The sequence below is a fragment of the Candidatus Allofournierella excrementigallinarum genome, from assembly GCF_944388085.1.
Lineage (GTDB): Bacteria > Bacillota > Clostridia > Oscillospirales > Ruminococcaceae > Allofournierella_A > Allofournierella_A excrementigallinarum.
In genome coordinates this window covers 16,343-43,175 of record NZ_CALXHK010000001.1, presented here as the reverse complement: position 1 = coordinate 43,175, position 26,833 = coordinate 16,343, and the positions used below count along the sequence as shown (strand labels likewise).

27 protein-coding genes and 1 tRNA gene are annotated in these 26,833 nt (G+C 54.6%); 23 read left to right on the top strand and 5 right to left on the bottom strand.

The annotated features are described in order from the left end of the window. The first annotated feature begins 13 nt into the window (after positions 1-13). The 5 genes from ACH2AT_RS00205 (at position 14) to ACH2AT_RS00185 (ending at position 6,532) form a co-directional block, all read left to right on the top strand. Complete coding sequence (locus ACH2AT_RS00205; RefSeq protein ID WP_394962472.1) at positions 14-1,720, top strand: adenine deaminase; 1,707 nt, start codon at positions 14-16, stop codon at positions 1,718-1,720. Between the two features lie 14 nt (positions 1,721-1,734). Then, on the top strand, positions 1,735-3,141 hold the full coding sequence (locus ACH2AT_RS00200; RefSeq protein ID WP_394962470.1) for a M24 family metallopeptidase: 1,407 nt from the start codon (positions 1,735-1,737) through the stop codon (positions 3,139-3,141). A gap of 228 nt (positions 3,142-3,369) precedes the next feature. After that, complete coding sequence (locus tag ACH2AT_RS00195) at positions 3,370-4,287, top strand: 1-deoxy-D-xylulose-5-phosphate synthase N-terminal domain-containing protein (RefSeq protein WP_394962468.1); 918 nt, start codon at positions 3,370-3,372, stop codon at positions 4,285-4,287. A gap of 1 nt (position 4,288) precedes the next feature. After that, positions 4,289-5,296 (top strand): transketolase family protein, encoded by a 1,008-nt coding sequence (locus ACH2AT_RS00190; protein ID WP_394962466.1) that lies wholly within the window; start codon positions 4,289-4,291, stop codon positions 5,294-5,296. 24 nt (positions 5,297-5,320) lie between these two features. Further along, entirely contained in the window at positions 5,321-6,532 is a 1,212-nt protein-coding gene (locus tag ACH2AT_RS00185; protein ID WP_394962464.1) for a RuBisCO large subunit C-terminal-like domain-containing protein, read from the top strand. A gap of 1 nt (position 6,533) precedes the next feature. On the opposite strand, the gene ACH2AT_RS00180 is transcribed toward ACH2AT_RS00185, so the two are convergent. Then, positions 6,534-7,301 (bottom strand): DeoR/GlpR family DNA-binding transcription regulator, encoded by a 768-nt coding sequence (locus ACH2AT_RS00180; RefSeq protein ID WP_394962462.1) that lies wholly within the window; start codon positions 7,299-7,301, stop codon positions 6,534-6,536. 144 nt (positions 7,302-7,445) lie between these two features. Here ACH2AT_RS00180 and ACH2AT_RS00175 point away from each other — a divergent pair, with 144 nt between their 5' ends. The 11 genes from ACH2AT_RS00175 to ACH2AT_RS00125 all read left to right on the top strand — a co-directional run bounded on the left by ACH2AT_RS00175 (position 7,446) and on the right by ACH2AT_RS00125 (position 17,482). Next, a complete protein-coding gene (locus ACH2AT_RS00175; RefSeq protein ID WP_394962460.1) occupies positions 7,446-8,582 on the top strand; it encodes a BMP family protein in 1,137 nt (378 codons plus the stop codon). A 107-nt stretch (positions 8,583-8,689) separates the two neighbouring features. Then, complete coding sequence (locus ACH2AT_RS00170; protein ID WP_394962458.1) at positions 8,690-10,303, top strand: ABC transporter ATP-binding protein; 1,614 nt, start codon at positions 8,690-8,692, stop codon at positions 10,301-10,303. Further along, positions 10,297-11,379, top strand: coding sequence for an ABC transporter permease (locus ACH2AT_RS00165; protein WP_394962456.1), 1,083 nt, complete (start codon positions 10,297-10,299; stop codon positions 11,377-11,379). The genes ACH2AT_RS00170 and ACH2AT_RS00165 overlap by 7 nt, the downstream gene beginning before the upstream one ends. A gap of 3 nt (positions 11,380-11,382) precedes the next feature. Continuing rightward, positions 11,383-12,309 (top strand): ABC transporter permease, encoded by a 927-nt coding sequence (locus ACH2AT_RS00160; RefSeq protein WP_394962455.1) that lies wholly within the window; start codon positions 11,383-11,385, stop codon positions 12,307-12,309. Then, the gene (locus tag ACH2AT_RS00155; RefSeq protein WP_394962452.1) at positions 12,306-13,058 is read left to right on the top strand and encodes a purine-nucleoside phosphorylase; all 753 of its coding nucleotides are present in this window, start codon (positions 12,306-12,308) and stop codon (positions 13,056-13,058) included. The genes ACH2AT_RS00160 and ACH2AT_RS00155 overlap by 4 nt, the downstream gene beginning before the upstream one ends. Beyond that, positions 13,059-13,757 carry a hypothetical protein gene (locus tag ACH2AT_RS00150; RefSeq protein WP_394962450.1) on the top strand — a complete coding sequence of 233 codons (699 nt, stop codon included), beginning with the start codon at positions 13,059-13,061 and terminating at the stop codon, positions 13,755-13,757. Positions 13,758-13,771: 14 nt separating this feature from the next. Continuing rightward, on the top strand, positions 13,772-14,830 hold the full coding sequence (gene mtnA, locus ACH2AT_RS00145; protein ID WP_394962448.1) for an S-methyl-5-thioribose-1-phosphate isomerase: 1,059 nt from the start codon (positions 13,772-13,774) through the stop codon (positions 14,828-14,830). Between the two features lie 24 nt (positions 14,831-14,854). Then, complete coding sequence (locus ACH2AT_RS00140; RefSeq protein ID WP_394962445.1) at positions 14,855-15,553, top strand: class II aldolase/adducin family protein; 699 nt, start codon at positions 14,855-14,857, stop codon at positions 15,551-15,553. Next, the gene (locus ACH2AT_RS00135; protein ID WP_394962443.1) at positions 15,550-16,800 is read left to right on the top strand and encodes an MFS transporter; all 1,251 of its coding nucleotides are present in this window, start codon (positions 15,550-15,552) and stop codon (positions 16,798-16,800) included. The genes ACH2AT_RS00140 and ACH2AT_RS00135 overlap by 4 nt, the downstream gene beginning before the upstream one ends. 269 nt (positions 16,801-17,069) lie before the next feature. After that, positions 17,070-17,225 carry a rubredoxin gene (rd, locus tag ACH2AT_RS00130; RefSeq protein WP_394962441.1) on the top strand — a complete coding sequence of 52 codons (156 nt, stop codon included), beginning with the start codon at positions 17,070-17,072 and terminating at the stop codon, positions 17,223-17,225. A gap of 180 nt (positions 17,226-17,405) precedes the next feature. Next, a tRNA-Pro gene (locus ACH2AT_RS00125) sits at positions 17,406-17,482 on the top strand. Positions 17,483-17,951: 469 nt separating this feature from the next. Here ACH2AT_RS00125 and ACH2AT_RS00120 read toward each other — a convergent pair. The 3 genes from ACH2AT_RS00120 to ACH2AT_RS00110 are packed head-to-tail and all read right to left on the bottom strand — an operon-like array spanning position 17,952 to position 21,267. Next, a complete protein-coding gene (locus tag ACH2AT_RS00120; protein ID WP_394962439.1) occupies positions 17,952-19,631 on the bottom strand; it encodes a hypothetical protein in 1,680 nt (559 codons plus the stop codon). Further along, positions 19,628-20,590, bottom strand: a complete 963-nt coding sequence (locus ACH2AT_RS00115; RefSeq protein ID WP_394962437.1) for a hypothetical protein — start codon at positions 20,588-20,590, stop codon at positions 19,628-19,630. The genes ACH2AT_RS00120 and ACH2AT_RS00115 overlap by 4 nt, the downstream gene beginning before the upstream one ends. Continuing rightward, the gene (locus ACH2AT_RS00110; protein ID WP_394962435.1) at positions 20,524-21,267 is read right to left on the bottom strand and encodes a hypothetical protein; all 744 of its coding nucleotides are present in this window, start codon (positions 21,265-21,267) and stop codon (positions 20,524-20,526) included. The genes ACH2AT_RS00115 and ACH2AT_RS00110 overlap by 67 nt, the downstream gene beginning before the upstream one ends. Positions 21,268-21,747: 480 nt before the next feature. Between ACH2AT_RS00110 and ACH2AT_RS00105 the strand changes: the two genes are divergently transcribed. Both ACH2AT_RS00105 and ACH2AT_RS00100 read left to right on the top strand, forming a co-directional pair. Further along, positions 21,748-22,296 (top strand): AbrB/MazE/SpoVT family DNA-binding domain-containing protein, encoded by a 549-nt coding sequence (locus ACH2AT_RS00105; protein ID WP_394962433.1) that lies wholly within the window; start codon positions 21,748-21,750, stop codon positions 22,294-22,296. A gap of 2 nt (positions 22,297-22,298) precedes the next feature. After that, complete coding sequence (locus ACH2AT_RS00100; protein ID WP_394962431.1) at positions 22,299-23,105, top strand: hypothetical protein; 807 nt, start codon at positions 22,299-22,301, stop codon at positions 23,103-23,105. Positions 23,106-23,394: 289 nt separating this feature from the next. Here the strand turns inward: ACH2AT_RS00100 and ACH2AT_RS00095 are convergent, their stop codons facing one another. Then, positions 23,395-24,477: a HipA protein gene (locus tag ACH2AT_RS00095; protein ID WP_394962429.1), complete on the bottom strand. Its 1,083-nt coding sequence runs from the start codon at positions 24,475-24,477 to the stop codon at positions 23,395-23,397. A 162-nt stretch (positions 24,478-24,639) separates the two neighbouring features. Here ACH2AT_RS00095 and ACH2AT_RS00090 point away from each other — a divergent pair, with 162 nt between their 5' ends. The 5 genes from ACH2AT_RS00090 (at position 24,640) to ACH2AT_RS00070 (ending at position 26,764) form a co-directional block, all read left to right on the top strand. Continuing rightward, the gene (locus tag ACH2AT_RS00090; RefSeq protein ID WP_394962524.1) at positions 24,640-25,098 is read left to right on the top strand and encodes a phage minor capsid protein; all 459 of its coding nucleotides are present in this window, start codon (positions 24,640-24,642) and stop codon (positions 25,096-25,098) included. 84 nt (positions 25,099-25,182) lie between these two features. Beyond that, positions 25,183-25,533, top strand: coding sequence for a hypothetical protein (locus ACH2AT_RS00085; protein WP_394962427.1), 351 nt, complete (start codon positions 25,183-25,185; stop codon positions 25,531-25,533). After that, positions 25,505-25,858 (top strand): hypothetical protein, encoded by a 354-nt coding sequence (locus ACH2AT_RS00080; protein WP_394962425.1) that lies wholly within the window; start codon positions 25,505-25,507, stop codon positions 25,856-25,858. The genes ACH2AT_RS00085 and ACH2AT_RS00080 overlap by 29 nt, the downstream gene beginning before the upstream one ends. 188 nt (positions 25,859-26,046) lie before the next feature. Further along, a complete protein-coding gene (locus tag ACH2AT_RS00075; protein ID WP_394962423.1) occupies positions 26,047-26,574 on the top strand; it encodes a hypothetical protein in 528 nt (175 codons plus the stop codon). Then, positions 26,561-26,764 (top strand): hypothetical protein, encoded by a 204-nt coding sequence (locus ACH2AT_RS00070; protein WP_394962421.1) that lies wholly within the window; start codon positions 26,561-26,563, stop codon positions 26,762-26,764. Before ACH2AT_RS00075 ends, ACH2AT_RS00070 begins: the two co-directional genes overlap by 14 nt. The last annotated feature ends 69 nt before the right edge of the window (positions 26,765-26,833 follow it).

Genomic DNA, 26,833 nt, shown 5'->3' with positions numbered 1-26,833 from the left:
AGGAGAAAGTCACATGCTCTACGATCTTGTGATAAAAAATACAGTTTATGTGAACCTGTTTACCCATGAGATGTATCCGGCGCAGATCGCGGTGCAGAACGGACGCATTGCGCACGTCACCCAGCCAGGTGAAGCTGAGCTGACGGGAAAGCAAGAGTACGACGCGAAAAACAAGTTCGCGGTGCCGGGGCTCATCGATACGCATCTGCACATTGAAAGCAGCATGATGACCCCTCGACATTTCGCAAAGGCGCTGGCTCCGCGGGGAACGACGACTGTCTGTGCCGATCCCCATGAGATCGCCAATGTAATGGGCCTGGAAGGAATCCGGTATATGCTGCAGGCGACGAAAGACCTCCCTTTGAGAGTGCTCCTGCTTGCGCCTTCATGTGTGCCATCGGTGCCGGAAGTGGAAACGAGCCGGGAACCATTTGGCGGCAAGGAAATTGCCTGGATGCTGGAACAGCCCAGGATATTGGGACTGGGCGAGGTGATGGATTATCCGGGTGTGGTGGCAGACACTCCCCGTATGCGGGAGGTACTGCGCGCTGGCCGGGAGGCAGGTGTGTTTATTCAGGGGCATGCGCCTGATCTGGCCGACGAGGGGTTATCCCGATATTTAGCCGCGGGTTGTGAATCGGACCATGAGACCCATCGGGTGGAAGAAGCGCTGGAAAAACTCCGTGCGGGCATGGTGCTGGAGGTGCGCCATGCCTCCAACTGCTATGACCTGGAACGCCTTTTGCCGTTGCTGCTGAGACTGGATTGCCTGGAGAACATCACATTCTGTACAGACGATACTGAGCCGGGCGATCTGGTGGAACATGGACATTTGGATGAGATGATCCGTATCGCGGTAAAAGGCGGAATGGACCCGATTGACGCGGTCAAAGTGGCAACGGTCAACGCGGCACGGCTGATCCGTCTGCACGACAGGGGAAGCCTCCGCCCGGGTAATCTCGCGGATCTTTTGCTGGTGCCTGATTTGCATGACTTTCGTCCTGACGAAGTGTTCCTGGGCGGAGAGCTGATCGCACGCGGAGGAAGCATGGTTTGGGAAGACAAGGAAGAAAAGCTGACTTACCCCAACACGATGCTACTGAAAACGCCTGTTCGTCCAGAAGACTTTCAGGTGCCGGCACATGGAACCAGCGTGAAGCTGCACACCATTGCCTACAATGATGACGATAAGTTCGTCACGTCACTGGAGACCTGCGAGTTTCCGGTGGAAAACGGCTGTGCATGCATTGGCAATCAAGCGGATTTTTCGCTGTTCGCCGTGTTTGAACGCCACGGACGCAGCGGCAGCCGGGCGTTGGCCCCGGTCCACGGGCTGGGGCTCGTTGCCGGCGCGGTTGCGACCACGATCTCCCACGACTGCCATAACCTTTTTGTTGCAGGCCGTGACCCGCAGGAAATGTATTTGGCGGCATCCACGCTGGCAGCCACTGGCGGTGGGATCGTCTGCGTGGAACAGGGCCGTGTTGTTTTCCAGCTGGAACTTCCCTTGGCAGGATTGATGTGCGACGAACCGCCTCAAGTGATGGCACAAAAGCTGGAACAGCTGAAAAAAGTGCTTTCCAGGTTTGGTCTTCCTGGTCACACGCCGCATATGTTGTTGTCTTCCTTTGCCCTGGCGGTCATTCCGGCAGTCCGGCTGACAGACCGGGGCCTTCTGGATACGATCCGGCAGGAAATGATCCCGCTTTATGTTGATTGAGAAAGGAGAAAACGATGTCTTTGATCAAAACTGTACCGGCGGCGCCCCTGTTCCGCCAGCGGGTGAATGCAGCGCCTGTGTTTTTGGATAAAGAGGACTATCTGCTTCGTGTCAGATTGTTGAAACAGCGAATGGAGAAAAAGCAGGTAGACTTTGTGGTGATTTATGGTGATCGAGAGCATTTTTCTCATATGGAGTATTTCACCAGTTACGATTGCCGTTTTGAGGAAGCGCTCATGGTGATGGACCGAGAAGGAAAGGTGTCCATGATCGTGGGTAACGAGGGACTGAGCTATAGCTATCAGATCCCATTCAAGGTAGACCGGTATGTGTATCAAAACTTCAGCCTGCAGGGGCAGCCCAGAGAGCGGCCGGAGGCGCTTCATCAAATCTTGTCCCGCACCGGCATTTGCGAATGCTCTCGTGTGGGACTGGTGGGAGTGAAGTATTTCGAGGATGGCAGAGAAGGAGACCCGGCGCACACCTTCGACCTGCCGGCATATATTCTGGCAGCGGTATATCGGCTTTGCCCGGCGGAGCATGTTGTGAATTTCACCCGCGAGCTCACTGGTTATCCGGATGGCATTCGTTTGCGGCTGCATACTCCCAAGGAGATCGCTTGGGCCGAATATGCCGGCTGCCGGGTGGCGAACGCTGTGCAGAACATGCTTGAAGCGCTTGCGCCAGGGCGCAGTGAATGGGAAGTCAGCGCCCGTTCGGGGGCTGGGCTGGAGGCAAATAACGTGCACCCAATGATCAATTTTGGCCCGCGAAGCGTGAGCCTTGGCCTGAAATCCCCGCGCCCGGATGTATACCTGGAGCTCGGCCAAGCGTGCGGAGTTTGCTATTCCGTAAGAGGAAACCTCACGTCCAAGATCGCTGTGGCTGCCCGTGATCTGAATTCTTACAGCGAGGAACTCCGCCCCTATTATGAAAATTTCTACAAGGCACATTTTGCTGCGATGGTTGCATGGTATGAAGCGGCGCGGGTCGGCGCGCGCTGCTCGGATCTGTATGAGGCTGTCTATGCGCATATCGACCATGAACGCCATGGCATCACTCTGAATCCGGGGCACGGGACCGGAACGGAGGAATGGATCAACAGCGCGTTCAGCGCCACTTCTGACCACACACTGATGGATGGCGAATTCATTCAGGTGGATATCATCGCAAGCAAGAGTGATCCGGTACGAACTTCCATTTGTGAAGATGCGGTGGTGATCGCGTTGGAAAAGACCCGGCTTCAGCTTGCGAAGGAATTCCCTGATGTGTGGAAGCGTATCCGCGCTCGGCAGCGGGCTATGCGTGAAACGCTGGGCATTTCCATTTCGGATGATGTTTTGCCCATGAGCAACCTGAATGGCGTGTACTATCCGTTTATGCTGGATCTCGGGGTCGTTTTTGCAAAACAGGAGCAGTAAACTGTATAAAAAGACACACCGCGGACAAGTTTGCGGTGTGTCTTTTGCTTTTTGTGGCGTTCTGATTGTGTTGTTTTGTGCCCGATAAAGACAAATTTGACCACAAATTTATGTTTTATATAAATGTATTCTGTAATTTTGGTCAAAAAACCAATTGAAATGCAAAGATAATACCCGTATAATAAAGAAAAAACAACAAAATCAGACGAGAAAGGCAGGGGCTTCCCGATGAACGAACAGCAATGGAGAGACGAGGCACAACACATTGCCGACCGCATTCGGCTTCGGGTCCTTCAGAATACTGTCAGCCGCAATGGCGGATACCTCAGTCAGGCCTGTTCTTCTGCTGAGATTTTTTCCGCTTTGTATACGCGGATCCTGCGGTTGAATGAATTGAATGCACCTCTGATGCCGGGCGATTTTACGGGTACGCCTGGCCCCGGCCACCCGGCGGTCACGGGGGCGGCCTTCAATGGTGCAGGACGGTCCGATTGTGATAATTTCATCCTTTCACCTGCGCAGTATGCTCTGGTGCTCTATGCGACCTTGGTGGAGACCGGCCGCATGGACCCGCGTGGGATGGCTCGATACGATCAGGATGGCAGCGCTGTGGAGATGATCGGCGCAGAGCACTCCCCAGGGATGGAAGTCACCACCGGGTCGCTGGGGCAGGGAATCAGCCAGGCTGCTGGAATAGCGTTTGCCCGGCGTCAGCGGGGAGATCAGGGCCGGGTGGTGCTTCTGATGTCTGACGGCGAGTGTCAGTCCGGCGAGTTTTGGGAAGCCGTGCAGGCGATGAGTTATCACAAACTAGGCAATATGTTGATTTATGTGGATGTGAATGGATACCAGTGTGATGGAAAAATGACTTCTGTAATGAATCTGGAGCCTTTCCATGACAGACTCACAGCGTTTGGTGCGCGGGTATACCGGATTGATGGACATGACCTGCTCAAACTGGCGGAATTGGGCCTGCAGCCTGCATGCAATGTGCCGACGTTTGTTTTGTGTGATACAGACCCATGCCATGGGCTGCCAATTCTGAAAGGTCGCTATCCAAAATTTCACTATGTACGCTTTGCCAGTGAGGTTGAGCGGGCTGCCTACGCCGCTGTGTATCAAGAAATGGCAAAGGAGGTGAGCTGATATGGAAATCCTGAAAAAAGTGCACGCCAGAAATGTGGTCACCTGGGCGAAGGACAAGCCGGATGTGTATGTGCTTTCCGCAGATCTGACGGGCTCCAGCGAGGCGGATCTTTTCCGCGACACATATCCGGAGAGATTCCTCTCAATGGGGATTGCAGAGCAAAACATGCTCGCATTTGCAGGAGGAATGGCCCGCGAAGGGCTGGTTCCTCTGGTGCATACGTTCGCGGTGTTCATTTATCGCCGCGCCTATGACCAGATCGCCATGTCGGTGGCGTATCCAAACCTGCCGGTAAAAATGTTTGGCTTTTTGCCTGGCGTGCTCACGCCGGGCGGCGCCACGCACCAAGCAATTGAAGATATCGCAGTGATGCGTGCGCTGCCGAACATGACCATTCTTGAGAGCGGCGATGCGACGGACATCGAATCTGTGCTGGATGTGGCCTACGCTGTGAACGGACCGGTCTATGTGCGTCAGCTGCGGGGCGAGGTGCCCCGCTTGTTCCCGGCAAACGAGCCGATGCGTCTGGGTCAATGCCGCAAGCTGTCGGAGGGCGGAGACTTCGTTTTGCTGACCAGTGGCATTTGTACGGAGGAAGGGATGCGGGCGGTGGCCGCCTTGCAGGATTGCAATGTTGCAGTGAGCCACTATCACATCTCCACCCTGAAGCCCTTTGATCATCCTGAACTCATGGACGAGATCGCCCGCAGCCGGTATGGAGCGATCACACTGGAAAACCACAGCGTGATCGGCGGCCTGGGCACCATCGTGGCCGAGTGTATGGCTTCCTACGGGGTGGCAAAGCCGCTTTACCGGCTGGGGATCCAGGATACCTTTGTGCACGGTGCCAGCCGGCGATACTTGATGCGCGAGTATGGGCTGGATGCCATGGCGTTGATCGGCACGGTGGAAAAAGCTCTTGACCGGAAGTTTGGCATCCGGGAGCAGGATCTGATGGAAACGTACACCCCGGCAATGCACAGCGACGCAAAACCAGAGGCTCTTTAAGACAAACAGAAAAAGAGGTGTGCTATGGGTTTTGTTACATACGATGACCGGCGCCTGTGCAGCCAGCTGCAAGGGGAACGCTTCCGGGTCACATACCGGCTGCAGGGAGACCTTGCCTCCGCACGGGCACTGGCTGAGGCCGTGTGCCGGGAGCAGACGGTAGAATTTCCGCTGGAAGCGATCCCACAGGGAGCCATTCTGGATCGGGTAGTGGGACGGATGGAAAGCCTGCGGCCAGCGGATGACGGCGGATACCTGGCTTGTATCAGTTACGCGGAGGAAATTGCCGCGGGTGAGTTCACCCAGCTTCTGAACGTTTTGTTTGGAAACATCAGCATTATGCCGGGGATCCGCGTAGAAGCAGTGAAATTTACGCCGGCGTTGCTGTCCATGGTCAGAGGTCCGCGCTTTGGCACGGATGGTTTGCGTGCCCGATTGAGAATTTCCAGACGCCCGCCGGTCTTCACAGCGCTCAAGCCCATGGGCCTGTCTGCTCGTGAGCTGGCGGATCTGGCGGAGGCTTTTGTGGAAAGTGGCGTGGACATCATCAAAGATGACCATGGCTTGACGGATCAGGTGTTTGCTCCCTTTGATGAACGTGTGCGCCGCTGCGCGGAAGCAGTGGCGGAGGCAAACATCCGAACCGGGCGCCGGGCAATGTATGTGCCCAATATCACTGGTCCGGCGGAACAAATGCTTGAAAGGGCGCTGCGGGCAAAGCAGTGGGGCGCCGGTGGTGTGATGGTAGCTCCTGGACTTACCAGCCTGGACGCGATGCGCGCGCTGGCGGAAAACGATGAGATCGCCCTGCCGGTTTTCTCTCATCCGGCGTTTATCGGCAGTTACTCGGTCAATCCACAGGGAATCTCGTTTCCGGTGCTGTTTGGAACGCTGATGCGCATGGCAGGAGCGGATGCGGTCATTTTCCCAAACTACGGAGGCAGGTTCTCTCTGTCCCGCGAGCAGTGCCTTGGTATTGCCGAAGCCGGACGCCGCCCGCTGGGGAACCTGAAGGCAGTGTTCCCAAGCCCTGCCGGAGGCATGCAGCTGGAGAACATAGGGGAAATCGTTTCCAGCTATGGCCCCGACGTGCTGGTACTGATCGGCGGAGGCCTTTTTACCTGCGGCAGCGATGTGAGACGAAACTGCAAACGCTTTGTGACAGCGGTGGAACAGGCATATGACGTGTGGGAAAGAAAAAACGCCGCGCAAAAAAGCGCGGCGGAGGGAGCCTGAGTTATTCCAAATCGGCGTCGATGTAGCAAAAGCCCTTGCTGTTCATGTATTCCTTCCATTCAGGCGAAAGAGGATGGTCTGTCACCAGAGTGCTGATCTCATCCAGCGTTGCGATCTTGGAGAAGGAAGTAGTATCGAACTTTGTGTGGTCAGCCAGTAAGAACACCTGGTCGGAAGACTGAATGGCCACACGCCGCAAAAGGCTTTGCTCTTCGTTGGAATCTGTGATACCATGCCGAATGGACAGTGAACGGCAGGAAACGAAGGCTTTGTCCACATAATAATTTGCCAGCGCGGAGCAGGCACTTTGTCCAAGAAAGGACATGGACGTGTGATGCAGGGTCCCGCCCACGAGAATCAGGCGGATATCGTTGCAGGCGGCCAAACAGTCCGCGACTTTTAACGAGTTTGTGATCACGGTCAGGCTGTACTGGGTCAAAAGCTGAGCCAATTCCAGAACCGTGGTGGAACAGTCCAGGAAGATGCAGTCGCCGTTGGTTATAGAGGGCAGACAGCGGCATGCGATGGCCCGCTTTTCATCCACGAGAATGGTCTGCCGCAAAGAGATGTTCACATCGTTTTGCACGCCCCCGGTACTGTATGCGCCGCCGTATACGCGGGTGACGAGGCCTTCATCCTCCAGCTTTTTCAAATCACGGCGAATGGTTTCCTCCGTCACATTGAAACGGGGAGCCAGTTCGCTGACAAGCACGCTTTTTTGCTGGCGGATGATCTCTTTGATGGCGTTCAGACGAGTAATCGCAAGCATCGGTGATCCCTCCTGATCTGCCGGAAAACTTTTCCCATTCCTATTTTAGGCAAAAAAGAAAAAAATTCAAGGACTGTTTTAAAATTTGTGTTAGTTTGTGTTGGATTCAGGAGAAAACACAATTATTTTCAAAGGAGGCACATTATGAAAAAGTTTTCAGCGATCGTTCTTGCACTGACCCTTATGGCATCCCTTTTGATCGGCTGCGGAGGCAGCCCTTCTTCAGAGCCTGCGGCAAGCGGCGCGTCCGGCGCTGAGCAGACAGGCGCAGAAGTGCCCAGTGTGGTGCTCATCACAGGAAACGCCAGCGACAAATCCTTCTCGGAGTCTGCGGCCAACGGTCTGAAGCAGCTCACCGAACAATATGGCGCAAAGACAAAAGTCATCGAATATGGAAATGACGACACCAAGATCCTGCCTACTCTGGAAGATGTGTCCGGCGGCGAATGGGACATCATCGTTGCGATCGGATTCCAGAGCGCGGAACCCATGGTGGAAGTCGCAGCCAAGTTCCCGGACCAGAAGTATATCCTGCTGGATACGCAGGTAGATCACGAAAACGGCGCGAACCCCAATATCTACTCCGCCGATTACAAGGGTAATGAGGGCGCATTCCTGGCCGGCGCGCTGGCTGCCATGGTCTCCACCTCTGAAGAAATGCCCAATGCGGATCCGGCTTCCAAACTGGTGGGCTTTGTCGGCGGTATGGACATTACTCTGATCAATGACTTTGTGCTTGGGTTTATCCAAGGCGCGCAGTATATCGACCCCGAGATGAAGGTTATTACCTCTTACACCGCTTCCTGGACCGACGCGGCCAAGGGCAAGGAGATCGCCAAGACGATGTTTGATGCGGGCTGCGATGTGGTATATAACGGCGCCGGCGGCGCCGGCCTGGGCGCACTGGACGCGGGAAAAGAGGCGCAGAAATATTCCATCGGCACCGATTCCGACCAGTCGCTGCTGTACGAGGATGATCCCGAAAAGGCCAACCTGATCCTTACCTCCCAGTTGAAGAGCCTGGACAAAAACATCGTGCAAGTGGTGGAACGCTACATGAACGGAGAAGAAGTGTTTGGCACCGGCGAGACGCTGGGTGTGGCAGAAGGGATCATCTGCCTGTCCAACAACGAGTATTATCAGAAGAATGTTCCTCAGGATATCCGTGACCGTATCACCGAACTGGAAGAAAAGATCCTGTCCGGCGAGATCGTGGTGGATACTGCCTATGGCATGGACGAAGCGCAGGTGAAAGAAATCATCAACAATGCCCGTCCGTAACTGCCTGGAGCGAAAGACTGTGTGAACAAGCGTCACCCCGCACTTCTTTAAGCGCGGGGTGACGCAGAATACATCCGAAAACCACAGCCCCAAAGGAGCGAATCGCGATGCAGGAACGAGCAGAAAAAAACGTGCAGACCCCAATGGGCGGTATGCTGCTGGAGATGCGCAGTATCACCAAAGTATACGACAACGGTGTTCTGGCCAATGAAAACGTCGATTTTAGCGTGCGCCGGGGTGAGATACATGCCCTTATGGGCGAAAACGGCGCGGGCAAGTCCACTTTGATGAAGGTGCTGTTCGGAAACGAACGGCCTGATCGGGGCACCATCGTTTACGACGGGCAGCCCAGGCAGATCGATTCGCCTCAAAAAGCAGTGTCTCTTGGAATCGGCATGGTGTACCAGCACTTCAATCTGGCTGAAGAGCTGTCTGTGGCAGAGAACATTGTGGTGGGCATGGAGCCCAACAACGGTATCTTTTTCGACAAGCGCGGGGCCGCCGAGGTGGTAGACCGTCTGGCGGAGAAATACGGGTTCAATGTCAAGGCGGAAGAATTGATCCGCAACATTTCCGTGAGTCAGAAGCAAAAAGTGGAGATACTGAAAAGCCTTTATCGAAACTCGCATCTGATTATTCTGGACGAACCCACCGCGGTGCTTACCCCTCAGGAGACACAGGAACTTTTCAAGCAGCTTCTCCTCCTGAAGGAGGGCGGCTACACCATCATTTTCATCTCCCACAAAATCGACGAGGTCCAGGCGATCTGTGACCGGCTGACCATCATGCGGGCCGGCAGAGTGATGGGGACCTATGAAGTGAAGGAACTGACCGCCCGGGATATCTCCCGACTAATGGTAGGCCGAGACGCGGTACAAACGATCGAAAAACCTCCGATGGAGGAAGGCGAGGCGGTGCTGAAAATACGAGGCCTGAGCTGTGTAGACCGCCACGGCATCACTGTGCTGGATCACGTCAGCCTGGACTTGCACGCCGGTTGTATTCTTGGTGTGGCCGGTGTAGAGGGCAGCGGTCAGAAAGAGCTTGCAGAGATCCTCGGCGGTTTGCAGCAGCCTTCTGAGGGAACGTTCGAACTGTTGGGCCGTCCCGGCAGCGGATTGTCCATCCGGGAACGCCGCGACCTGGGAATGTCCTACATCCACGAGGATCGAATGACATACGGCGTGGCCCGTGAAGAATCCATTACCGAAAACTACATTTCGACCCGTTGCGACGATCCGGAGCTGGGCGGCAGATTCCTCCTCAGCGGGAAAAAGGAAGCGCAGCTGGCGGCACAGCTCACAGAAAAGTTCTCTGTGCACTGCAAATCGCCGTCGGTTCCGGTAAAGATGCTCTCGGGCGGTAACATTCAAAAAGTAGTGGTGGTCCGTGAGATGTCCACCGATCCAAAAGTGCTTATTGCAAGCCAACCTACCCGCGGCATTGACGTGGGGGCGGCAGAGACTATCCACAAAGCGCTGCTTGCGGCACGTCAGGGCGGATGTGCTATTTTGCTGGTGAGTTCGGATTTGAACGAAGTGCTGGAACTGTCTGACCGGCTCATCGTGATGCATGGCGGACGGATCACCGGATTTTTCCCGGATGTAAAAAAGCTGACTGAGGAAGAACTCGGCTTGTACATGCTAGGTCTGGCACAGCAGTCGGAAGAGGAACTCACAGGCCTGTATGACGACGGGGAAGGAGGCGCCTGCACATGCTGAAGAAGATTTGGAGCAGCCGCATGTGTTTCAACTTTATCCGCACGCTGCTGGCTGTGGGCATTGCACTGGGCCTGACACTGGTGATCATTGTGGCAGTCAGTGAAACTCCGGGCGAGGCGATCGGCTATTTTATTTTCGGCCCGCTGAAAAAAATGAGCCGTTTGGCCAACGTTGTGGAGGCGGCGCTGCCGCTGGTGTTCACCGGGCTTGCGATTTCGCTGATAGCCCGCACAAACATCATCAATCTGGCCAGTGAGGGCGCTTTCTATTTCAGCGGCGCACTGGCGGCACTGACCGCTGTACAGCTTGATCTGCCGCCAGTCGTTCTACCGGCAGTTTGTATTCTGATCGCTGCCTTGGGCGGCATTGTCACCATGCTGGTGCCGGTGGTGATACGGCTGCGTTATGATGCCAGCGAGATCGTTGCCTCGCTGATGTTCAACTATGTATTGTTTTATCTTGGCAGCTTTTTGATCCGTACGTTCGTTAAGGACCCTGCTTCCGGAACGCTGCAATCTCTTCCCTTCAACGAGAACGCAGTTCTGCCGCGCATCATTCCCGGCACCCGTATCCATGTGGGCCTTATTCTCGCGGTGCTGTGTGTCATGGCGCTGTGGCTCTATCTGTACAAAAGCCGTTGGGGCTACAAGATGCGCATGGTGGGGTCCAATCGCAAGTTCGCCGTTTATTCCGGCATCAGTGCAGGCACTGCGATCCTGATCGGCCAGGGACTTGCCGGAGCGGTGTGCGGCATTGGCGGCGCCAGTGAGATGCTGGGTATGTACAGCGCTTTCATGTGGAAAGACCTTCCCGGCTTTGGTTGGGACGGCATCATCGTAGCCACACTGGCCCGAAACAATCCGGCACTGGTGCCCCTTGGAGCGTTTTTCCTTGCGTATATGCGCGTGGGCGCGGATATTATGACACGAATGACCGATGTGCCTAACGAGATCGTGTCCATCATTCAGGGCGTGGTCATTATCCTGCTTGTGGCGGAAAACTTCCTGGCCGGCTGGGAGAAAAAACGTACGTTTGCCCAGGCTACGGCCAATGTAAATCTGGAAGGGGGAAAATAAACCGTGGATATCGCTTCGTTGATCTTTTCCCCGACGTTTCTGGCAACCATCATCCGAATGACCACCCCGCTGCTGTATGCCAGCCTGGCGGGAATCGTAGTAGCCCAGGTAGGAATGATGAACCTGGCAATCGAGAGCACAATGCTCACCGCTGCACTGATGGGAGTGCTTTTCAGCGCCTGGACGCACAGCGCCTGGCTGGGCCTGTTGATCGCAGTGGCCATTGGCGTGCTGATGTCCTTTGTGATCGCTTATGCAGCGCTGGTGCTTAAAGCGGATATGTTTATGAACGGCGTTGCTTTCAACCTGATGATGGCTGGCGGCACCACCTTCATCCTTTATGTCGTGACGGGCAGCAAAGGCATGAGCTCGGGCGTGATGAGCCTGACACTGCCCACAGTGGATATTCCGCTCCTCCGCGATATCCCCGTGCTGGGAGAAGTCTTGTCCGGGCATAATGTGCTGACCTATATTGCAGTGCTGATGGCGGTGCTGATGCATGTTTTCCTTTTTAAAACCAAGCTGGGCCTGCGGCTGCGGATGGTAGGCCAAAACGACAGCGCGGCTGAATCTGTAGGGATCAATTCTGTGCGCATCAAGATCCTGGCGATGTGCATCGCCGGTGTGATGGCGGCACTGGGCGGCTGCTTTATGTCTATGGGATATGTTTCCTGGTTCCAGACGAACATGACTGCAGGCCGAGGATTTATTGGCATGGCCTCCGCAGCTTTGGGTGGAAATCACCCGCTGGGCGGCGCACTGGCATCCTTGCTGTTCGGCGCGGCGGATGCTGTGGCCAACACTGCCAGCACATTGAATATCCCCAGCGAGCTGGTACGGATGCTTCCCTACCTGGTCACCATGATCGGATTGGTCGCGGCGGCGAAAAGTGCCGGCAGAATGAAGAGAAAGAAGGTGGACAAACCATGACCAGCCTGTTTGGACCAGGTCTGCTGCGTGCGCCAAAAGGCTCCATTGCGGAAACGGTGCTCCTGCCCGGAGATCCGCTTCGCGCACGCTACCTTGCAGAGCGTTATCTCGAAGACGCCAAATGCTACAATACCAACCGCGGCATGTACGGTTATACGGGTGTTTACAAGGGTGTGCGCGTGTCTGTGCAGGGAACGGGCATGGGGACCACTTCCATTATGGAGTGCTCCTATGAACTGATTGAAGATCATGGCTGCCGTAACCTTATCCGAATCGGCACAGCGGGCAGTAAGGAGCTGGATGTCCACGTGGGAGACACCATTCTTTCCATGGCCAGTGCCAGCGAATCGAACAACACAGTGATGGATTTTGGAGAGTACGATTTCGTTCCCACCAGTGATTTCACGTTGCTGAAAACAGCCTATGACTGCGCAAAAGAAAACGGGATCCCGGTTCATGTGGGAGTAAGCGCTTGCGGAGACGTGCTCTATAAAGAGCCGGATCAGCCTCAGAGTTATCTTGACCCCTGGAAAGGTTACAAAATGGTGGCCAGTGAAATGGAGGGCACAGGTCTGCTGGTGGCAGCCTCGCGGCATCCCCAGGTGCGGGCACTTTTGCTGATCACCTGCAGTGATCACCAGATCTATAAGAGTGAGGACACCCCCTTGGCACAGCGGGAAACAGCGTATAACAACATGATGAAAGTAGCGCTGGAAACGGCGTACAAACTGGCAGAGGAGGGGAGATAAATGGGGTTGTGCCTGACAGGTTCTCCCGGAGATGTGGCGGATATGGTCCTGCTGACAGAGGATGACTGCAACGTTCAGCACATTGCCACCCGCTTTTTGCAAGATGCGGTCTGCTACAACGAGATCCGCAACATGCATGGGTATACCGGCAAGTTCCATAACAAAGAAATCACGGTTCAGGGAACCGGTGTTGGCCCGGTGTCTGCAGCAATGTATGCGGCAGAGATAGCCGGGGAATTCGGGACAAAGTGTTTCGTGAAGCTGGAAGGCTGCACAGCGATCGATCCCCGTCTGAAACCGGGCGACTGGCTGCTGGCGCAGACGGCCCACACTACCTCCCGCATAAACCGCCTGCGCTTTGGAGGACGCACGTTCCCGGCGGCAGCGGATTTTGAACTTCTGAACAAGGCGTGGGAACGTGCGCGCAAGCAGGGACAGCGTGTCTGGGTCGGACCGGTCCTCTCGTTGGAAAGCCGGGACGAACTGCCTGTGGTTTCGCGCTTTGCTGACCGGGGCACATTGGGGCTGGATATGGAAATGAACCAGGTGTATACCGTTGCAGCCCGCTTTGGTTTGCCGGCTTTAGGGCTGCTGTGTGTCTTTGAAAATGCTGTTACTGAAGAAACGCTCAACGCTTTGCAACGCGAGGAGGCTTATAATGCGATCGCCCGCTTTGCATTGGAGCTGCTGGCAGAATAAAGGAGGAGAGCCTCATGAGTGTTGTGGATGATGTGGTGTCCGTCCGTCTGGATGACGAAAAAAACGCACTGATCATTCTGGATCAGACGCTTCTGCCGGGTGAAACAAAATACCTGACACTGACGACGCAGCAGCAAATTTGGGATGCGATCTATCGGCTGCAGGTACGGGGAGCGCCCGCCATCGGCATCGCGGCAGCCTATGGTGTGTACCTGGCTGCCAAAGAATCCTCCGCTACGGAGTGGACTGCGCTGCACGCGGAGTTTACCGAGGCAAGGAAATTTCTGGCGAGCGCACGTCCTACCGCGGTGAACCTGTTCTGGGCGCTGGATCGTATGCAGCGATGCCTGGATGATTGTGAGGGGCAGCCTGTGGACCGGTGCAAGGCCGCCCTTTTGGCGGAAGCCCATGCGATCCGTGAAGAAGACGAACAAGTTTGCAAAACCATTGGCGAAAATGCGCTGGCGCTGCTGAGGCCGGGAATGGGCCTGCTGACACATTGCAACGCGGGCACCATTGCCACGGCAAAATATGGCACAGCGCTGGCGCCCATTTATCTGGGCCAAGACAGAGGTTATGGCTTTCATGTGTTTGCTGATGAGACCCGCCCGCTGCTGCAGGGCGCTCGGCTGACCGCATGGGAATTGCACCAGGCGGGCGTGGATGTCACCCTGCTTTGCGATGACATGTGCTCCATTGTTATGAAAAATGGATGGGTGGACGCCTGTCTGGTGGGTTGTGACCGCGTAGCCGCCAACGGAGATACGGCGAATAAAATCGGCACGTCTACCCTGTCTATCGTAGCTAGGCGTTACGGAGTACCGTTTTATGTTTGTGCGCCCACTTCCACCATTGACATGAATTGTACTTCCGGCAACGATATTCAGATCGAGCTCAGGCAAGGTAGTGAGATCAGTACCCTGTGGTACAAAACACCGCAGGCTCCCGCCGGGATTAAGGCATACAATCCGGCTTTTGATGTTACGGACAACGAATTTATCACCGCGATCATTACGGAAAAAGGCGTTGTCTATCCGCCGTTTGAACGCGGGCTGGCAGAGATCATGAAATGACCCTGCGCGCCTGAAGGAGGAACTATGCGCGACCCGCTGAAAGAGAATGCCCGGCTGATTTGCAGGGTGGGCCGGCTGGCGTATCAAAAAGGATATGTGGCTGCCAATGATGGGAACATCTCTGTGCGGCTGCCGGACAAAAGTATCCTGATCACACCTTCCGGAGTGAGCAAGGGAAGAATGCTGCCTGAACAAATGGTAAACCTTCGGTCGGAGAATGACTGGTATTTGAGGTCGGGGACCGTGCCCTCCAGTGAAACGGAGATGCATAAGGCATTGTATGAGGCCGACTCCACCATTGGCGCAGTGGTCCATTTGCATGCGCCCAGATCTGTGTGTTTTTCTGCACGCGGACCGGGCGCACGCTGGCCGGCATTGTGCGCGGATATTATTTTGCAGGTGGGATATGTCCCTGTTGTGCCGTACCTTCCTTTGGGCAGCAGAGAGCTGGCGCGGGCGGTAGCACTTCATGCAGATTCTTCCTGCGTGGTGCTTTTGCAGAATCATGGGCTCACTGCATGGGGAAAGGATCTGTGGCAGGCATTTGACCGCGCAGAAGCGGTGGAACATTATTTCCGAGTGCTTGCGCTGTATGAGCAGGCGGGCAGCGCGGGGAAGCTGCTGTGCCCAGAGGAGCTGGCGGCATTGGACGCTCTGCGTTTGGCGCAGGGAGAAAGCAGGGGAAAAGGTCCCTGGGCCACAGCGGCCGGGGTGCGTCCGTGAGCAAGATCGCTGTTCGGCATTGTGTGGCGCTGGCTGCTGCCTTTACCTGTGTCTTCATGGTAGGGTTTGCAGTATCCAATAGTATGTACAGCACGATGCTGCCTCGCATGATCGAGGAGTATGCCCTTGATCTGAAACAGGCGTCCGCACTGACCGTAACAGCGGATATTGGCCAGTCATTGGCCATGCTGGTTACGCTTTTACTGGCTGACCGGCTGAACAAACGTATCCTGCTTACATGGATGGCGCTAATCTATGGCACAGCACTGCTGGCAACAGGCGCGGCACCGGCTTATTTCGTCCTTCTGGTGATACGGTTGTGTATCGGCCTGTTTGGAGGAATGGTAGACAATCTCTGTGCTGCGTATATATCCGATTTGTTTGGCGCGCAGCGCGCAAGATATATTTCTATCCTGCACACATTGTTCGCGGCGGGCAGCATGGCTGCGCCTTCGTTCGCAGCCTTCTGTATCAAAACAAAAGGGTGGCAGACAGGCTATCTTGTTAGCGGCGGCGTTATGGCAGGTGCAGCATTGCTGTTTATGGTTTTGAGCCGGCTGGCCGCAAGCGCGCGGGCCAAAGGCACATTGGAGGACGGTGAAAAGAGCAGGAAAACCGGCGCCACGAGAACGCCAAATGCTACACCCCATGAAAAAGAGAATATCCCATACAGAGAAATAGTGTCCAGCCCGTTCATTCGATGGCTTTGCCTGAGCAGCATGCTGCTCTCCGGAGTGACCTATCTTACCATCTGGCTGCCTACCTATTTGGAACAGCTTGATAAAACGGTTTACACAGTGACGTTCTGCACTACGCTGATGACAGCAAATTATGTGGGGATGATCCTCAGCCGTTCGGGATTGGCGCTTCTGGGATCCCGGCTTCCGCCAGAGGCGTATTTGCGCTGGTCCAGTCTGTTGTCGGCACTTTTGGTTGCAGCAATGCTGCTGGTACAGCAGCCGATGTTTTGGATGGTGGGAACATTGCTGTTCGGTATCCTCAGTGGAGCAAGCTATACGGCCCGAATCGTGCTGGCATGCAAGGCATTTCCCCGCTGCTCCGCCACGGTCACTGCAATTACCGGAGTATGCGGCACGTTGGGCAGCATGCTGATCAGCACGGTGGTGGGGGCGATGGCAGATCGCGGGCTGTATACAGTGGCGATGTTCATTCCTGTTACGGTACTGCTTCTGGTGTTCTGTGTGTTTACGTTAGGCATTCGCCCAAAGAGCAGAGCGCAGGATTGATAGATCGGTGTGATTCTATATGGCAGAATATAAGAGCGCGGAGCGGAACTTATAGACAAAAATTGAAAAGACATGAATGAACCAGCGTCGAGATTCGGGGGGTGTTATATAGGTGGGTAGAACATCTGGCCTGCTTAAAGTAGACCATGGAATTACCTCTACTGACCTGCAAAATGTTGCCTGTGCAACGGAAGAACGCCGCGCTTTTGCATACAATAAATGTGTGAGCCCGCCCGGCGGGCCGTGAAAAGAAAAAGGAGCGATTCGCCATGAAGTATGTATGCACTGTCTGCGGCTTTATCTACGACGAGGCGGCCGGCGACCCGGACAACGGCGTGGCCCCCGGCACTGTCTGGGCCGACGTGCCCGAAGACTACGTCTGCCCCCTGTGCGGCGTGGGCAAGGACATGTTCGAGCAGGAGTAATGCAAAAGAAAAGCAGGCCCCGGACACACCCTTTGCGCGGTGTATCCGGGGCCTGCGGTTCGCTTTGCGGCAGACAAAAAGACTGGTTTCGGCTATTTAAAAGAAAAAGGGAAAAAGTTGTTGACAAACCCCCGCCTGATGGTTATAATATTATTTGCCGCTGATGATCGGCGGCAATGTCCGGGTGTAGCGCAGTTTGGTAGCGCGCTTGAATGGGGTTCAAGAGGCCGTGAGTTCGACTCTCGCCACTCGGACCAAAATCCCTCGATCGAAAGGTCGGGGGATTTTTCTTTGTTTATGCGGGTTTGCGGGCACACATATACGATAAAAGGGACCTTTTTGGGGTGGCGAAAATGCCCCGGAAGGCCCCTTTTTTGCGCCGCGTAATGAATGGCGTAATGAATGAGCAAAAAATGGTACTGCCCGAGGGGGCCAAAACTGCAACAATAATCCATAAAAACGCCTAAAACAAGGGCGGGAATTATTCGTCAAAATATAAAATTTTAAAAGATCTGTTTGTGCAGAACGACCACTTTTGCACGTTTTTTGCCTGCGAAAAGGGAGACGGAAACAGGACAACGTTCCTAAGAACCTTGGAACCCTAGCGGACGGATTCCGATACGGGGGAAACATATTTCCAGAGAGGCGTCGTAATGAATAAGATGGCCGCTGCGCAGCGCGTCGGTAGGATCTTTGAATGGTGTCGTGTTTCACGGCACCATTTGTTTATCCCAGCAGCTTGCGCTTTTTCACGATGGCGGAAACCTCTTCCGACGCCCGCAGCCCGTAATCGTAGGTCACATTACGGCGCTCATCCCGGCGCAACTTCTGAATGGTCAGCTTCTCGCCGGAAATGCGGGTCACGGTGCTCGGCTCGGTGTCCTCCACCGTCAGTTCGATGGATTCGCCCGGCATCAAAGTCAGCTCGATGCAGCAGGCGGGCACCTCGGTTGCCTGGAAAGACCCGCCCGCATCGTACCGCAGCGGATTTGCCCGATGATAGAGCGTGGGGCTCACATGTTTTTCGAGACACATTCGGCACAGTTCTGTGGGATTGAGACCGGTGGCCTTTTGGGGAGAAAGGGACTTGTAAGCGTGGCCCATCCGCCGATGGATCTTCGGCGAATTCTGGCCGCTGGAGCAGTAGAGGCGCGTGCAATGGCTGCGTCGCCATGAATGGGCGACAAGCTGGGAGTACAGCTCAGCGTCCTGGGCTTGTTTGTCGAAAAGATACACGCGATCGGCAGCGATCGCCTGGAAGGCGGAGGGCTCGCGCAGCAGCGTCGAGATTTGCGCACGCACCTGCGCTTCCCAGGCGGCTGCTTTGGCAGGACTGTCGTCAAACCCGTTTTCGTCAGATTGCCCGCACATAAGACGCATGGCAAGGTCGCCATACTTTGTTTCCAGCTTGTGCCGATAGCGCACAAGCGCCTCCCCCAGCTCCCGGGAGAGAGGCACCACCCGGTAGGAGTCCTTGGTCTTGGGCAGTTCGGTGCGCTTGCCATCGTCTCCCACCTGCCCGCTGATGTCCAGATAGTACATCCGACCCTGCGAGGTGTCCAGCCAGCGCAAGGAGTCAAACAAAAGACCGGTGCATTCGCCAATCCGCAGACCAGCGTCAGCCAGAATTTCTGCCTGGCCCTGGATGACCGGGTCGGCACAGATGGCACGGAGAATTGCGTCCGGAATCATGCGAGCATGGTCGGTGCGGTTCAGAAGCAGCATCTGGCGGGAGGGCTTCCCGTTGTACGGGAAAGGCGCCACTGGAATGGACACGCCTTCCGCCTTCAGACAGCGAATCAACTCGTACAACAGGAACAGCCGTGTCCGGGCTGAAGAGGGAGGAATCTCGCCGTATTCCCAAGTGTTGTGTTTGGTAGCATCTCTCGCTGCATTCCGACAGATTTTTTCCTGGAGCTGTTTGTAGGCCGCATCGTCCAGACCGCCGGCGCGCAGCCCGGCCAGCTCATCCACCATGAAGTCGTACTGGCTGCTGTATTTTTGTACGGTCGACTTCATCCAGCGGGGGTGGATGTCAAACAGCGTCTGTTTGTATTTCCGGGCCAGTTCGGCGAGATCGGCGTCTTCATCGGGAACCGACACGGCAACGCCGCTCAACAGACCGCGCTGCACCATCACCGAGATCAAATAGTTGGCTGCCGCTTCCCGCTTGCTGTAAACGTCCCAGGGGTCTTTGCCGTGTACGATGTGATTGACCGGCGCGTCGCTGTCTTTGCCATACAACTGCCGTTTTGTAAGGCACTTGCCGGTCATCGGATCCAGCGGATTGATGCGGCCGCGGCAGGGCATGTCCTTGTGCTTGTCCGCGGCCGGATACGTATAACACATGCGAAAATCTACGCCCTGATGCGAAAACGCAGCGGGTGGAAAGGATTTTTTTGTCATGATGTGTTCCCTCCTTTTTTGTTCTGAGCCCAGAATGCATTGAGAGCATAGGGGGCACGCAGGGTCAGTGTGACGGAGTGGTCGGTAGTGTTGTCCACCCGCAGATTGTGGCGGGCGGGTGCATGGGTATAGCCGGTCAGACACCCTTCGCCGGTAAAGGGCAGAGAAGCCGGAGCAAGGGGAGACCAGCGCCGCAGGCGCTGCCAACGAGCCACGGCATATCGGTCGCCCAACAGGTCCAGATATGCTTCTTCGTCGGTGTCGGTCCAGGTGTCACCAAACATGGCGTGTAGCATCACTTCGTCGGCGCCGCACTGTATTGCCAGATAGCGGGCATCCCGCTGCAACAGGGCTATATCCTCTTTTACGGTCTGGCGATAGGCGTGCCCCTGTTTGTCAGTGCGGGTGAGGGTCGCGGCCGGAATACCCGCCTGCCGCAAAAGCTGCTGCAGGCGCTTGGCGAGCTCCTCCGGCCCGACGATGGCGCCGCCCGGCTTTTCTGACGAAAGGCGCATTTCCTGAATCTGATCATCGGAAAGACCAAGGGCGTGCAACTGTTCCAGTCGGCGCAGCAGCACATCCCCAGCCCAGGGAGTGAGCACGAGCCGACGAAACTTATAAATAGGGAAGTTCTCATTGGTTGCCTGCAGCGTGGAATACCGGTCGTAAAGCTTCCGCACCCGGCGGCTGATCAGGATCGTATAACAGCAGCTCCCGTCCCGTAAGGTCAACTCCTCGATATCGCCGTAGGTCTGGCCGGCGATGTCCGCCGGGTCCGCGCCGGAGTAGAGCAGCGCGACCCAAAACAAGTCATACAGATGCTCCGGCTCAAAAAGCAGGCGGAACAGTGCCGTTCGCTGGGCGTCGTCCAGGTGAGCGACACGGCTGTTTTTCAGGATGTCGCTGTTGCGCTCGAGGAGCTTTTGAGGATGTCGATCAGGTGCAGCCCGGCAAAGCAACCCTTCCAGCCACTGCTTTCGATAGCCAGGATGAGCCCCCGATAGGCTCTCTTTACATACCCGCGGGTGGAGCTGCCCACAGGCTCGGAGCTGTTTTGCAGCTTTTGATTGATAGTTTTCAGGGCCTTGGTCTGACGATCGGCATCCAGTGCGTTCAACTTGATCTCACCGACAACGGGCAGTATATAGTTTTTCAAGCAACCGATCAGGCGAGTGCGCGTGGCGGGCGTCTCCCCGGCATACAGTACACTGGCCTGGTACGTCACAAAGTCTTGTACGGTCACATCACCGTATTTCAGATTGCGCTCGTACAGCGGACGATAGAGCAGCTGTGCCAGAGACTCCAATTCGCTCCAGCGCATTTTTTTCAAGCGTGCCAGTGCGCGCTCTTCGGTAGCATCACTGCAGTGCAGAGAGAATTCCGCATCGGGATTTTTCTGTGCCCGGGAAGCAATTTTCGCGATCCATGGCTCCAGCAAAAGAGCCAGGCCGGGATATTCTTTCTTGCGTTGCGCAAGATCTGCCAGCATTTGTGCGTTGGTGTAGACCTTCTTTGTGGCAGGGTTTTTGAGCATATAGCGGGCGTCGTACTTTGACTTGGTTCGCTTCATGTTGTGGTGCACCTTCTGGCGGCCCTCATATCCGGCAATGGCGAAATCGCATTTAGAAGTTCCCATAGTCGATCAGCCTCCTTTCTCACTTTGTGGCTGCAGGGGAAAATGAATTTGTGCTTTGCATTCTGCGCAGGGAAACGGTTCGAAGAATTATTTTGATGAAAAAGAAAAGAGCCATTCGGGGTAAAACCGCGGATGCGGCAACACCGAATGGCTCTTTGGTTGTGGAATATTTTACAAAAGAAAAAAGGCCCACCTCGCCTACGAGCAATTACGTATCACGACATGAACCTTTGATCTTCTATGACTTTATGGTATAACAATCCATAGCGAAAGTCAAGCATTTTCTTAAATTTATTTGATATTTTTCGCTCTTAGCTTATAATATAAAAGTTCTTATGGATATTTTTTAATTATTTTATTGTGGGGTAACTTCTGGTCCCGCGTGCAGAGTTTTTCGGTATAACTTGTGTGCGAAAAGAGCTCGAATGTTGATTTATTGGTGTCCAATGGAATATAATGTTATCGATGAGGTGATGGCACATGACTCTGGAAGAGCGCCGGGCGAATGTACTGATCAACAAGGCTGGCGGAACAGCCGGCCCGGAGGGCAGAAGTTATCGCGTGGTACTGCCGCCGGTGTGGGTCAAGCAGCTGGGGATTACCGAGAACAGCCGCGAAGTTTTGCTGCAATTCGATGGGGAAAGCATCACCATCCGCAGAGCGGGGACAGGGGAGTATGCGGCTTTTCTCAACGAAGCGAGAGAGAAAAAGCACGACCTGCTGGTGCTTCACTATTATGACGGTGAGACCCTTTGCACCAGAATCTGTGCGGATCGGACTGCCCGGCGGCTGGCCATCGAAAATAAGACTGCCGATGTGCTTTCAGCCGCGTTTGGTGTTGATCAAAACCCCAACTGGGAGGATCTGGTGGCCTTTCTGGAATCCCGCTGCATTCCCCGGCAGAGGGACGGATTACAACACTACCTGATCCGGCTGGGGTTGGAACGCTACGATCCGCTGGAGATCATCCGGAAAACGGAAGGCCGCATGGCGGAAGACGACTGCTGGATCAAAATCGTGGAGGGATGAACATGCCGGTCAGATTAACGACAGGAGATCGAATCGCGGAGACCTCCTCCAAAGGCAACCAGGAAAAGTGGCTGGAGGATAGCCGATGGTATAAGCTGGATCTGTTCGGTTACGAGGGCTTGGCCGAAACGGTGACCTCCCGGCTGCTGCGGCAGACCAATGTGGAGGAACTGGGCTTCCGCTATGTGACCTACCGCATGGAGCGGCTGGAAGTGCATCGTCGGACTCGGAACGGCTGTTCGAGCCCCAATTTCCTGTTGCCCGGGGAAAGCATTCTGACCCTTGCCGACCTGTTTCGCAAAGGCATAGGCCCGCACTGGCAGGTTGAAGCCGCGCGGCAGCCCAATCTGGCCGAAAAAGTTCACTGGATGGCGGAACAGACAATACGGCTTACCGGGCTGCGGCAGTTTGGGATCTATCTTACGCTGCTGTTTGAAGTGGATATGCTGTTTGGAAACGAGGACCGCCACCTGAATAACATCGCGGTCCTGCGCAGGAGAGAAGGGTTTGACTATTGCCCTATCTTCGACTTCGGGGCGGGTCTGCTCTCCAATGTGCGCGATTATCCGATGGATGTTGATCCGCGCGCCCTTGTGAAGCAACTTCGGGCGCAGCCGCTGAACACAACATTTGCACGGCAGGTCAAGGCAGCCCGGTCGGTTTACGGTGCTCAGCTGCAATGGGCGTTTTCAGTCGCTGATGTGGCAGCCGCGCTGGAGGAGCCGCTGGAATTCTATGCCGAACGAGACCGGGTATATATTGCCGACAGGGTCAGGAGTTGCATTCACTGGCAGGCGGGCAAGTTGTGATGGGAGCAGCGAACCAACACGAAGAGGGGTTTGGATTTGTCTGTATGATATGCTCCTGCATAAAACGCGCGAAGACAAGACGTAAAACACCTTGTCTTATGATGTGACTTAAAGGTGTGCAAGGGAGCGAATGAATCAATAGAAGGCGTTTGCGTATCTGCTTGAACAGAGTACGTTTATCTGCAAAAGAGCCATTCGGTATAAAGCCGCAAAGATGCGGTAACACCGAATGGCTCTTTTATATTGCAGGATATTTAAGGAAGAAAATGGCCTTACATGTTTCAAAAAATCATAGCAGCTGCCGGATCTGGTCGTTCACAACTGTGCTCAACTTCTCAAGCCGGCCATCTGTTACCGGAATCTGCGGATGTTCCCGGAACGCAAACCCATGCAGGTTTTTCAGGTCAATGCGGATATCTTCTGTCATCAAGGCTCTCGCTGGGGCAATAAAGTCCGATCCCAGCCGTGGGGTAAGACGGGCTATATACCGCTCCGCGTGATCCAATTGATCAGAATCCAGATCAAACAGCAAACTACGGTTATTGTCAAATACCGGCGCCATGGTCTTCACCTGCATGGTATCCGTGTCAAACAGTACACCGAAGTTTCCAAGATGCCGGTCTGTGTTCAGGATAATGGCGTCCAGAACCATCATGCGGCGGAAGGTGTCCTCGCTGCCGATCAAACTGAAATACTCCAGCAAGCCGGATATAGACCGGTCTTCACGGGTAATGGCAGTCATTTTGGCAAGGCCGACAGATTCGCTGGTGAACAGGGGACAGGTAGATACCAGTCGCCCATGGTGGAATCGCATATCATACGAAACTGCACCAGGGCACAGGATACCCGAAAGCTGAGTAGCCAGATATTCAGATAATGGCTCCAGTTCATAGGTGGCACTGCCGGCTTTATAGAGATAGATGCCGTCTTGCTCCCGTTTCCAGCACTTGGCATAATAACCGTCTGTAGCAAATTCCGGCGAAGTGGAAGAAAGGCTTTGCTCGCTGAAGGAGCCGTTCAGCGCAGCCTCGGCGATGATCTCATCAAAGTCATTCTGATACAGGGATACATCCTGCCAGCACAACGGCGAATCTTCCTGTTTTACCCAAAAGGTATCATTGAGGGAAAGCGCGTGGCTGACCTGCAAAAAACCGTCCAGTGTGAGGCAGCCGTATTGCGCAAGAAGCTGCTCAATGTGTTTTCGATGCTTGGGAGCGCGCCGCCCTTCCAGGAAACCCAAAAGAGATCTGTATCCGATGGGCCGCAAGGGAGAAAGCCAGGCCGTTTCCTGGGCTGAAACATCGCCAAATTCGTTCTGATAGGTGGAGAATTTCAGAAATGGCGTATCTTTGTTCAGTAAAATCCAGTCCATTAGCGCACCCCCTTTTCTCTTTAATTGTCATTATACCATAGAATTGGCGCTGTGTATCCCGTATCTGTTGGTATGGCCAGCGTAGAAGGAAATCGCAAGCCTGTTGTTTTCTTCTTGTTGGTGTCCAATTAACGCGTTTTAAGTGGTGAATGGTGGTGTGCTATCAAAGAACCTGAAATTGAGGAATATACTCAGTCGGAGCTGGACGCCTTTCGCGAGGAGAACGCCCAGGGCGTGACCTGGGAGGGACGCCACATGACGGGCTACGAGGCCACCCAGTACCAGAACCGCATCGAGCGCGGCATCCGCACGCAGAAGCACCGGGTGCTGATGAGCGAAGCGGCGGGGGACGAGGAGCAGCTGCTCCACGACCGGGTGAAGCTGACACGGCTGAATCAGGAGTATGTCCGGTTCAACAAGGCCATGGGCTTCAAGAGCCGGGCGGAACGGCTGGAAGTGGTTGGATGGAGCAGCTCTCGAACCACGCAAAAACAGGTGGGCTCCATCAAAAACGATCCGCAGCGTTTCCGTGAAATCGACTTCGAAGACAAGCCCGTTACCAAGGAGTCCATTGCGAGGATAAAGCCTGTAAGTAGCCAGCTGTTGGATGCCACAGGGTAAAAGCGGCTCGCAATCATTCACAAAAATCTGTTGATGGCAGTGTACAAAGCGCCCATTGGAACTGAATATGGGGAGTGCTATAATTTGAACATGGAACGGTTCACACCGCGACCCAGGGTCGGGGAAAAGCTGGGCAGGATTCGCCTTCCCGACTTCGATGAGCCGTACACAGCCGTACACAGTCATCCGAACGGCCAGACCTTTTCCGTAGGCGACATCCGGCGTGTGTTGGAACGCCCGAATTTGAAGATGCTGACTGCTGTGGGAAACAATGGTCAAGTGTACGCAATGGAAAAAGCAAGCGTCTTCAGTCTGGAACCGCTAAAGGCAATGATTGACGAACTGAAAGAACAATACCCAGATTATGTACAAGATGGTGACATATGCTTTGGGGGAGTGATCCAATTTGACCGAGCAGGCAAAAAAGCAGCTTGAAGTCTATCGGACGATGATCCTGTCCGGGAAAAAGGGCATGTCAGACCCGGAAGAGGAACAGGCTCAACAGGATATCATCGCAATCCTGAACGGCGAAGAACCTGTGCTCGACCGGGAAATGCGTGAATCCGCAATTTCCCACTATCTTGGGAGGCCACAGCTTACAGATGACGAATGGCTGGAGCTGGAAAAAGAAGTGCGGCAATTCATTGAGGATGAGGGCCTATCTTTAGATGATCTTGGAGCGTTTGCACACGATGCAGGCGAAACCCTTACCATGGTGTGTAACGGTATTCGGTACGAAAAGGAAAAAGATAGGCCTTAAGGCCGAGGTGATTCCCAATGGATAAAAAGGATGAACGGCAGTTCAGCTCTCCATTGTATATAAATGTGTAAAGGAGAATCTGGAGCGCCACGGAAAAGACAACTGAACATTGTGACAAAAAGGGCCTTCCGGGGTCCTTTTTCAATGCCTTTGAAACGGGCTTGTATGCCTGTTTCAAGGGCATTTTTATGGAACAGAGGGTAAGTATCGAAAAGGAACTTTCTGTGCTTCCAAGGGCACATCGAGAAGCCGCGGAGCCGCAGATTTCCCGGATCCGCGTGGAAGAGAATCCAAACGGAAGTTACTACGACCCGGCTGCAAAAGAACTCATTATGTCCAGCACCAGAAAGCCGGGCGATGTTATCCACGAATACGGGCACGCGCTGGATCGAGCGTTGAAACTCGAACGAGATGCCACGTTCATTGAAATACGCAAAAAAGGAATCGACGTTGCGGCCATCGATAGAATCGCGTATGATGAGGATACGTTCACCGAGCCGATATGGCGTATGACGAACGATAAATTTGTGTCTGAGTATCAGGGTCGAATGTATGAAAGCTATGGCATCTACGACGGTACTGAAATAAACCTTTCCAGCATGAAAGACTATTTCCCGGAAGGCTACCGTGAGTTCTTTATGGACCCTGACAACCTGAAGGCACATGACCCAGATCTGTATGATTATATTCGGGGGCTGCTTGATGACCAAGGATGAATACATGGCTTTGCCCACGGCAAAGGAAATGATGAAAGTGCTTCAGAGCGATCCTCAGCTGCGGAGCGACAAAGAAGCCTGCGCGGCGTTCAACCAGCGTGCGCAGGCAGAGTTTGAGGCCAAGGCAAAAAAGAGCTTTGGTAAGTATTCCCCGCAGGTTCATTACGATTTCGAAAAGAAAAACACGTGATCCATCGTGTAAGACGACTGGACATCTGAGCGATGGGGAGAAAATCCACTTCGGACGTTTGCAAGTAAT

Excerpts from the sequence above, each read along its gene's own strand:
- ACH2AT_RS00205 (WP_394962472.1), top strand. The coding sequence starts at position 14 with ATGCTCTACGATCTTGTGATAAAAAATACAGTTTATGTGAACCTGTTT.
- ACH2AT_RS00200 (WP_394962470.1), top strand. The coding sequence starts at position 1,735 with ATGTCTTTGATCAAAACTGTACCGGCGGCGCCCCTGTTCCGCCAGCGG.
- ACH2AT_RS00195 (WP_394962468.1), top strand. The coding sequence starts at position 3,370 with ATGAACGAACAGCAATGGAGAGACGAGGCACAACACATTGCCGACCGC.
- ACH2AT_RS00190 (WP_394962466.1), top strand. The coding sequence starts at position 4,289 with ATGGAAATCCTGAAAAAAGTGCACGCCAGAAATGTGGTCACCTGGGCG.
- ACH2AT_RS00185 (WP_394962464.1), top strand. The coding sequence starts at position 5,321 with ATGGGTTTTGTTACATACGATGACCGGCGCCTGTGCAGCCAGCTGCAA.
- ACH2AT_RS00180 (WP_394962462.1), bottom strand. The coding sequence starts at position 7,301 with ATGCTTGCGATTACTCGTCTGAACGCCATCAAAGAGATCATCCGCCAG.
- ACH2AT_RS00175 (WP_394962460.1), top strand. The coding sequence starts at position 7,446 with ATGAAAAAGTTTTCAGCGATCGTTCTTGCACTGACCCTTATGGCATCC.
- ACH2AT_RS00170 (WP_394962458.1), top strand. The coding sequence starts at position 8,690 with ATGCAGGAACGAGCAGAAAAAAACGTGCAGACCCCAATGGGCGGTATG.
- ACH2AT_RS00165 (WP_394962456.1), top strand. The coding sequence starts at position 10,297 with ATGCTGAAGAAGATTTGGAGCAGCCGCATGTGTTTCAACTTTATCCGC.
- ACH2AT_RS00155 (WP_394962452.1), top strand. The coding sequence starts at position 12,306 with ATGACCAGCCTGTTTGGACCAGGTCTGCTGCGTGCGCCAAAAGGCTCC.
- ACH2AT_RS00150 (WP_394962450.1), top strand. The coding sequence starts at position 13,059 with ATGGGGTTGTGCCTGACAGGTTCTCCCGGAGATGTGGCGGATATGGTC.
- mtnA (WP_394962448.1), top strand. The coding sequence starts at position 13,772 with ATGAGTGTTGTGGATGATGTGGTGTCCGTCCGTCTGGATGACGAAAAA.
- ACH2AT_RS00140 (WP_394962445.1), top strand. The coding sequence starts at position 14,855 with ATGCGCGACCCGCTGAAAGAGAATGCCCGGCTGATTTGCAGGGTGGGC.
- rd (WP_394962441.1), top strand. The coding sequence starts at position 17,070 with ATGAAGTATGTATGCACTGTCTGCGGCTTTATCTACGACGAGGCGGCC.
- ACH2AT_RS00120 (WP_394962439.1), bottom strand. The coding sequence starts at position 19,631 with ATGACAAAAAAATCCTTTCCACCCGCTGCGTTTTCGCATCAGGGCGTA.
- ACH2AT_RS00110 (WP_394962435.1), bottom strand. The coding sequence starts at position 21,267 with ATGGGAACTTCTAAATGCGATTTCGCCATTGCCGGATATGAGGGCCGC.
- ACH2AT_RS00105 (WP_394962433.1), top strand. The coding sequence starts at position 21,748 with ATGACTCTGGAAGAGCGCCGGGCGAATGTACTGATCAACAAGGCTGGC.
- ACH2AT_RS00100 (WP_394962431.1), top strand. The coding sequence starts at position 22,299 with ATGCCGGTCAGATTAACGACAGGAGATCGAATCGCGGAGACCTCCTCC.
- ACH2AT_RS00095 (WP_394962429.1), bottom strand. The coding sequence starts at position 24,477 with ATGGACTGGATTTTACTGAACAAAGATACGCCATTTCTGAAATTCTCC.
- ACH2AT_RS00075 (WP_394962423.1), top strand. The coding sequence starts at position 26,047 with ATGGAACAGAGGGTAAGTATCGAAAAGGAACTTTCTGTGCTTCCAAGG.
- ACH2AT_RS00070 (WP_394962421.1), top strand. The coding sequence starts at position 26,561 with ATGACCAAGGATGAATACATGGCTTTGCCCACGGCAAAGGAAATGATG.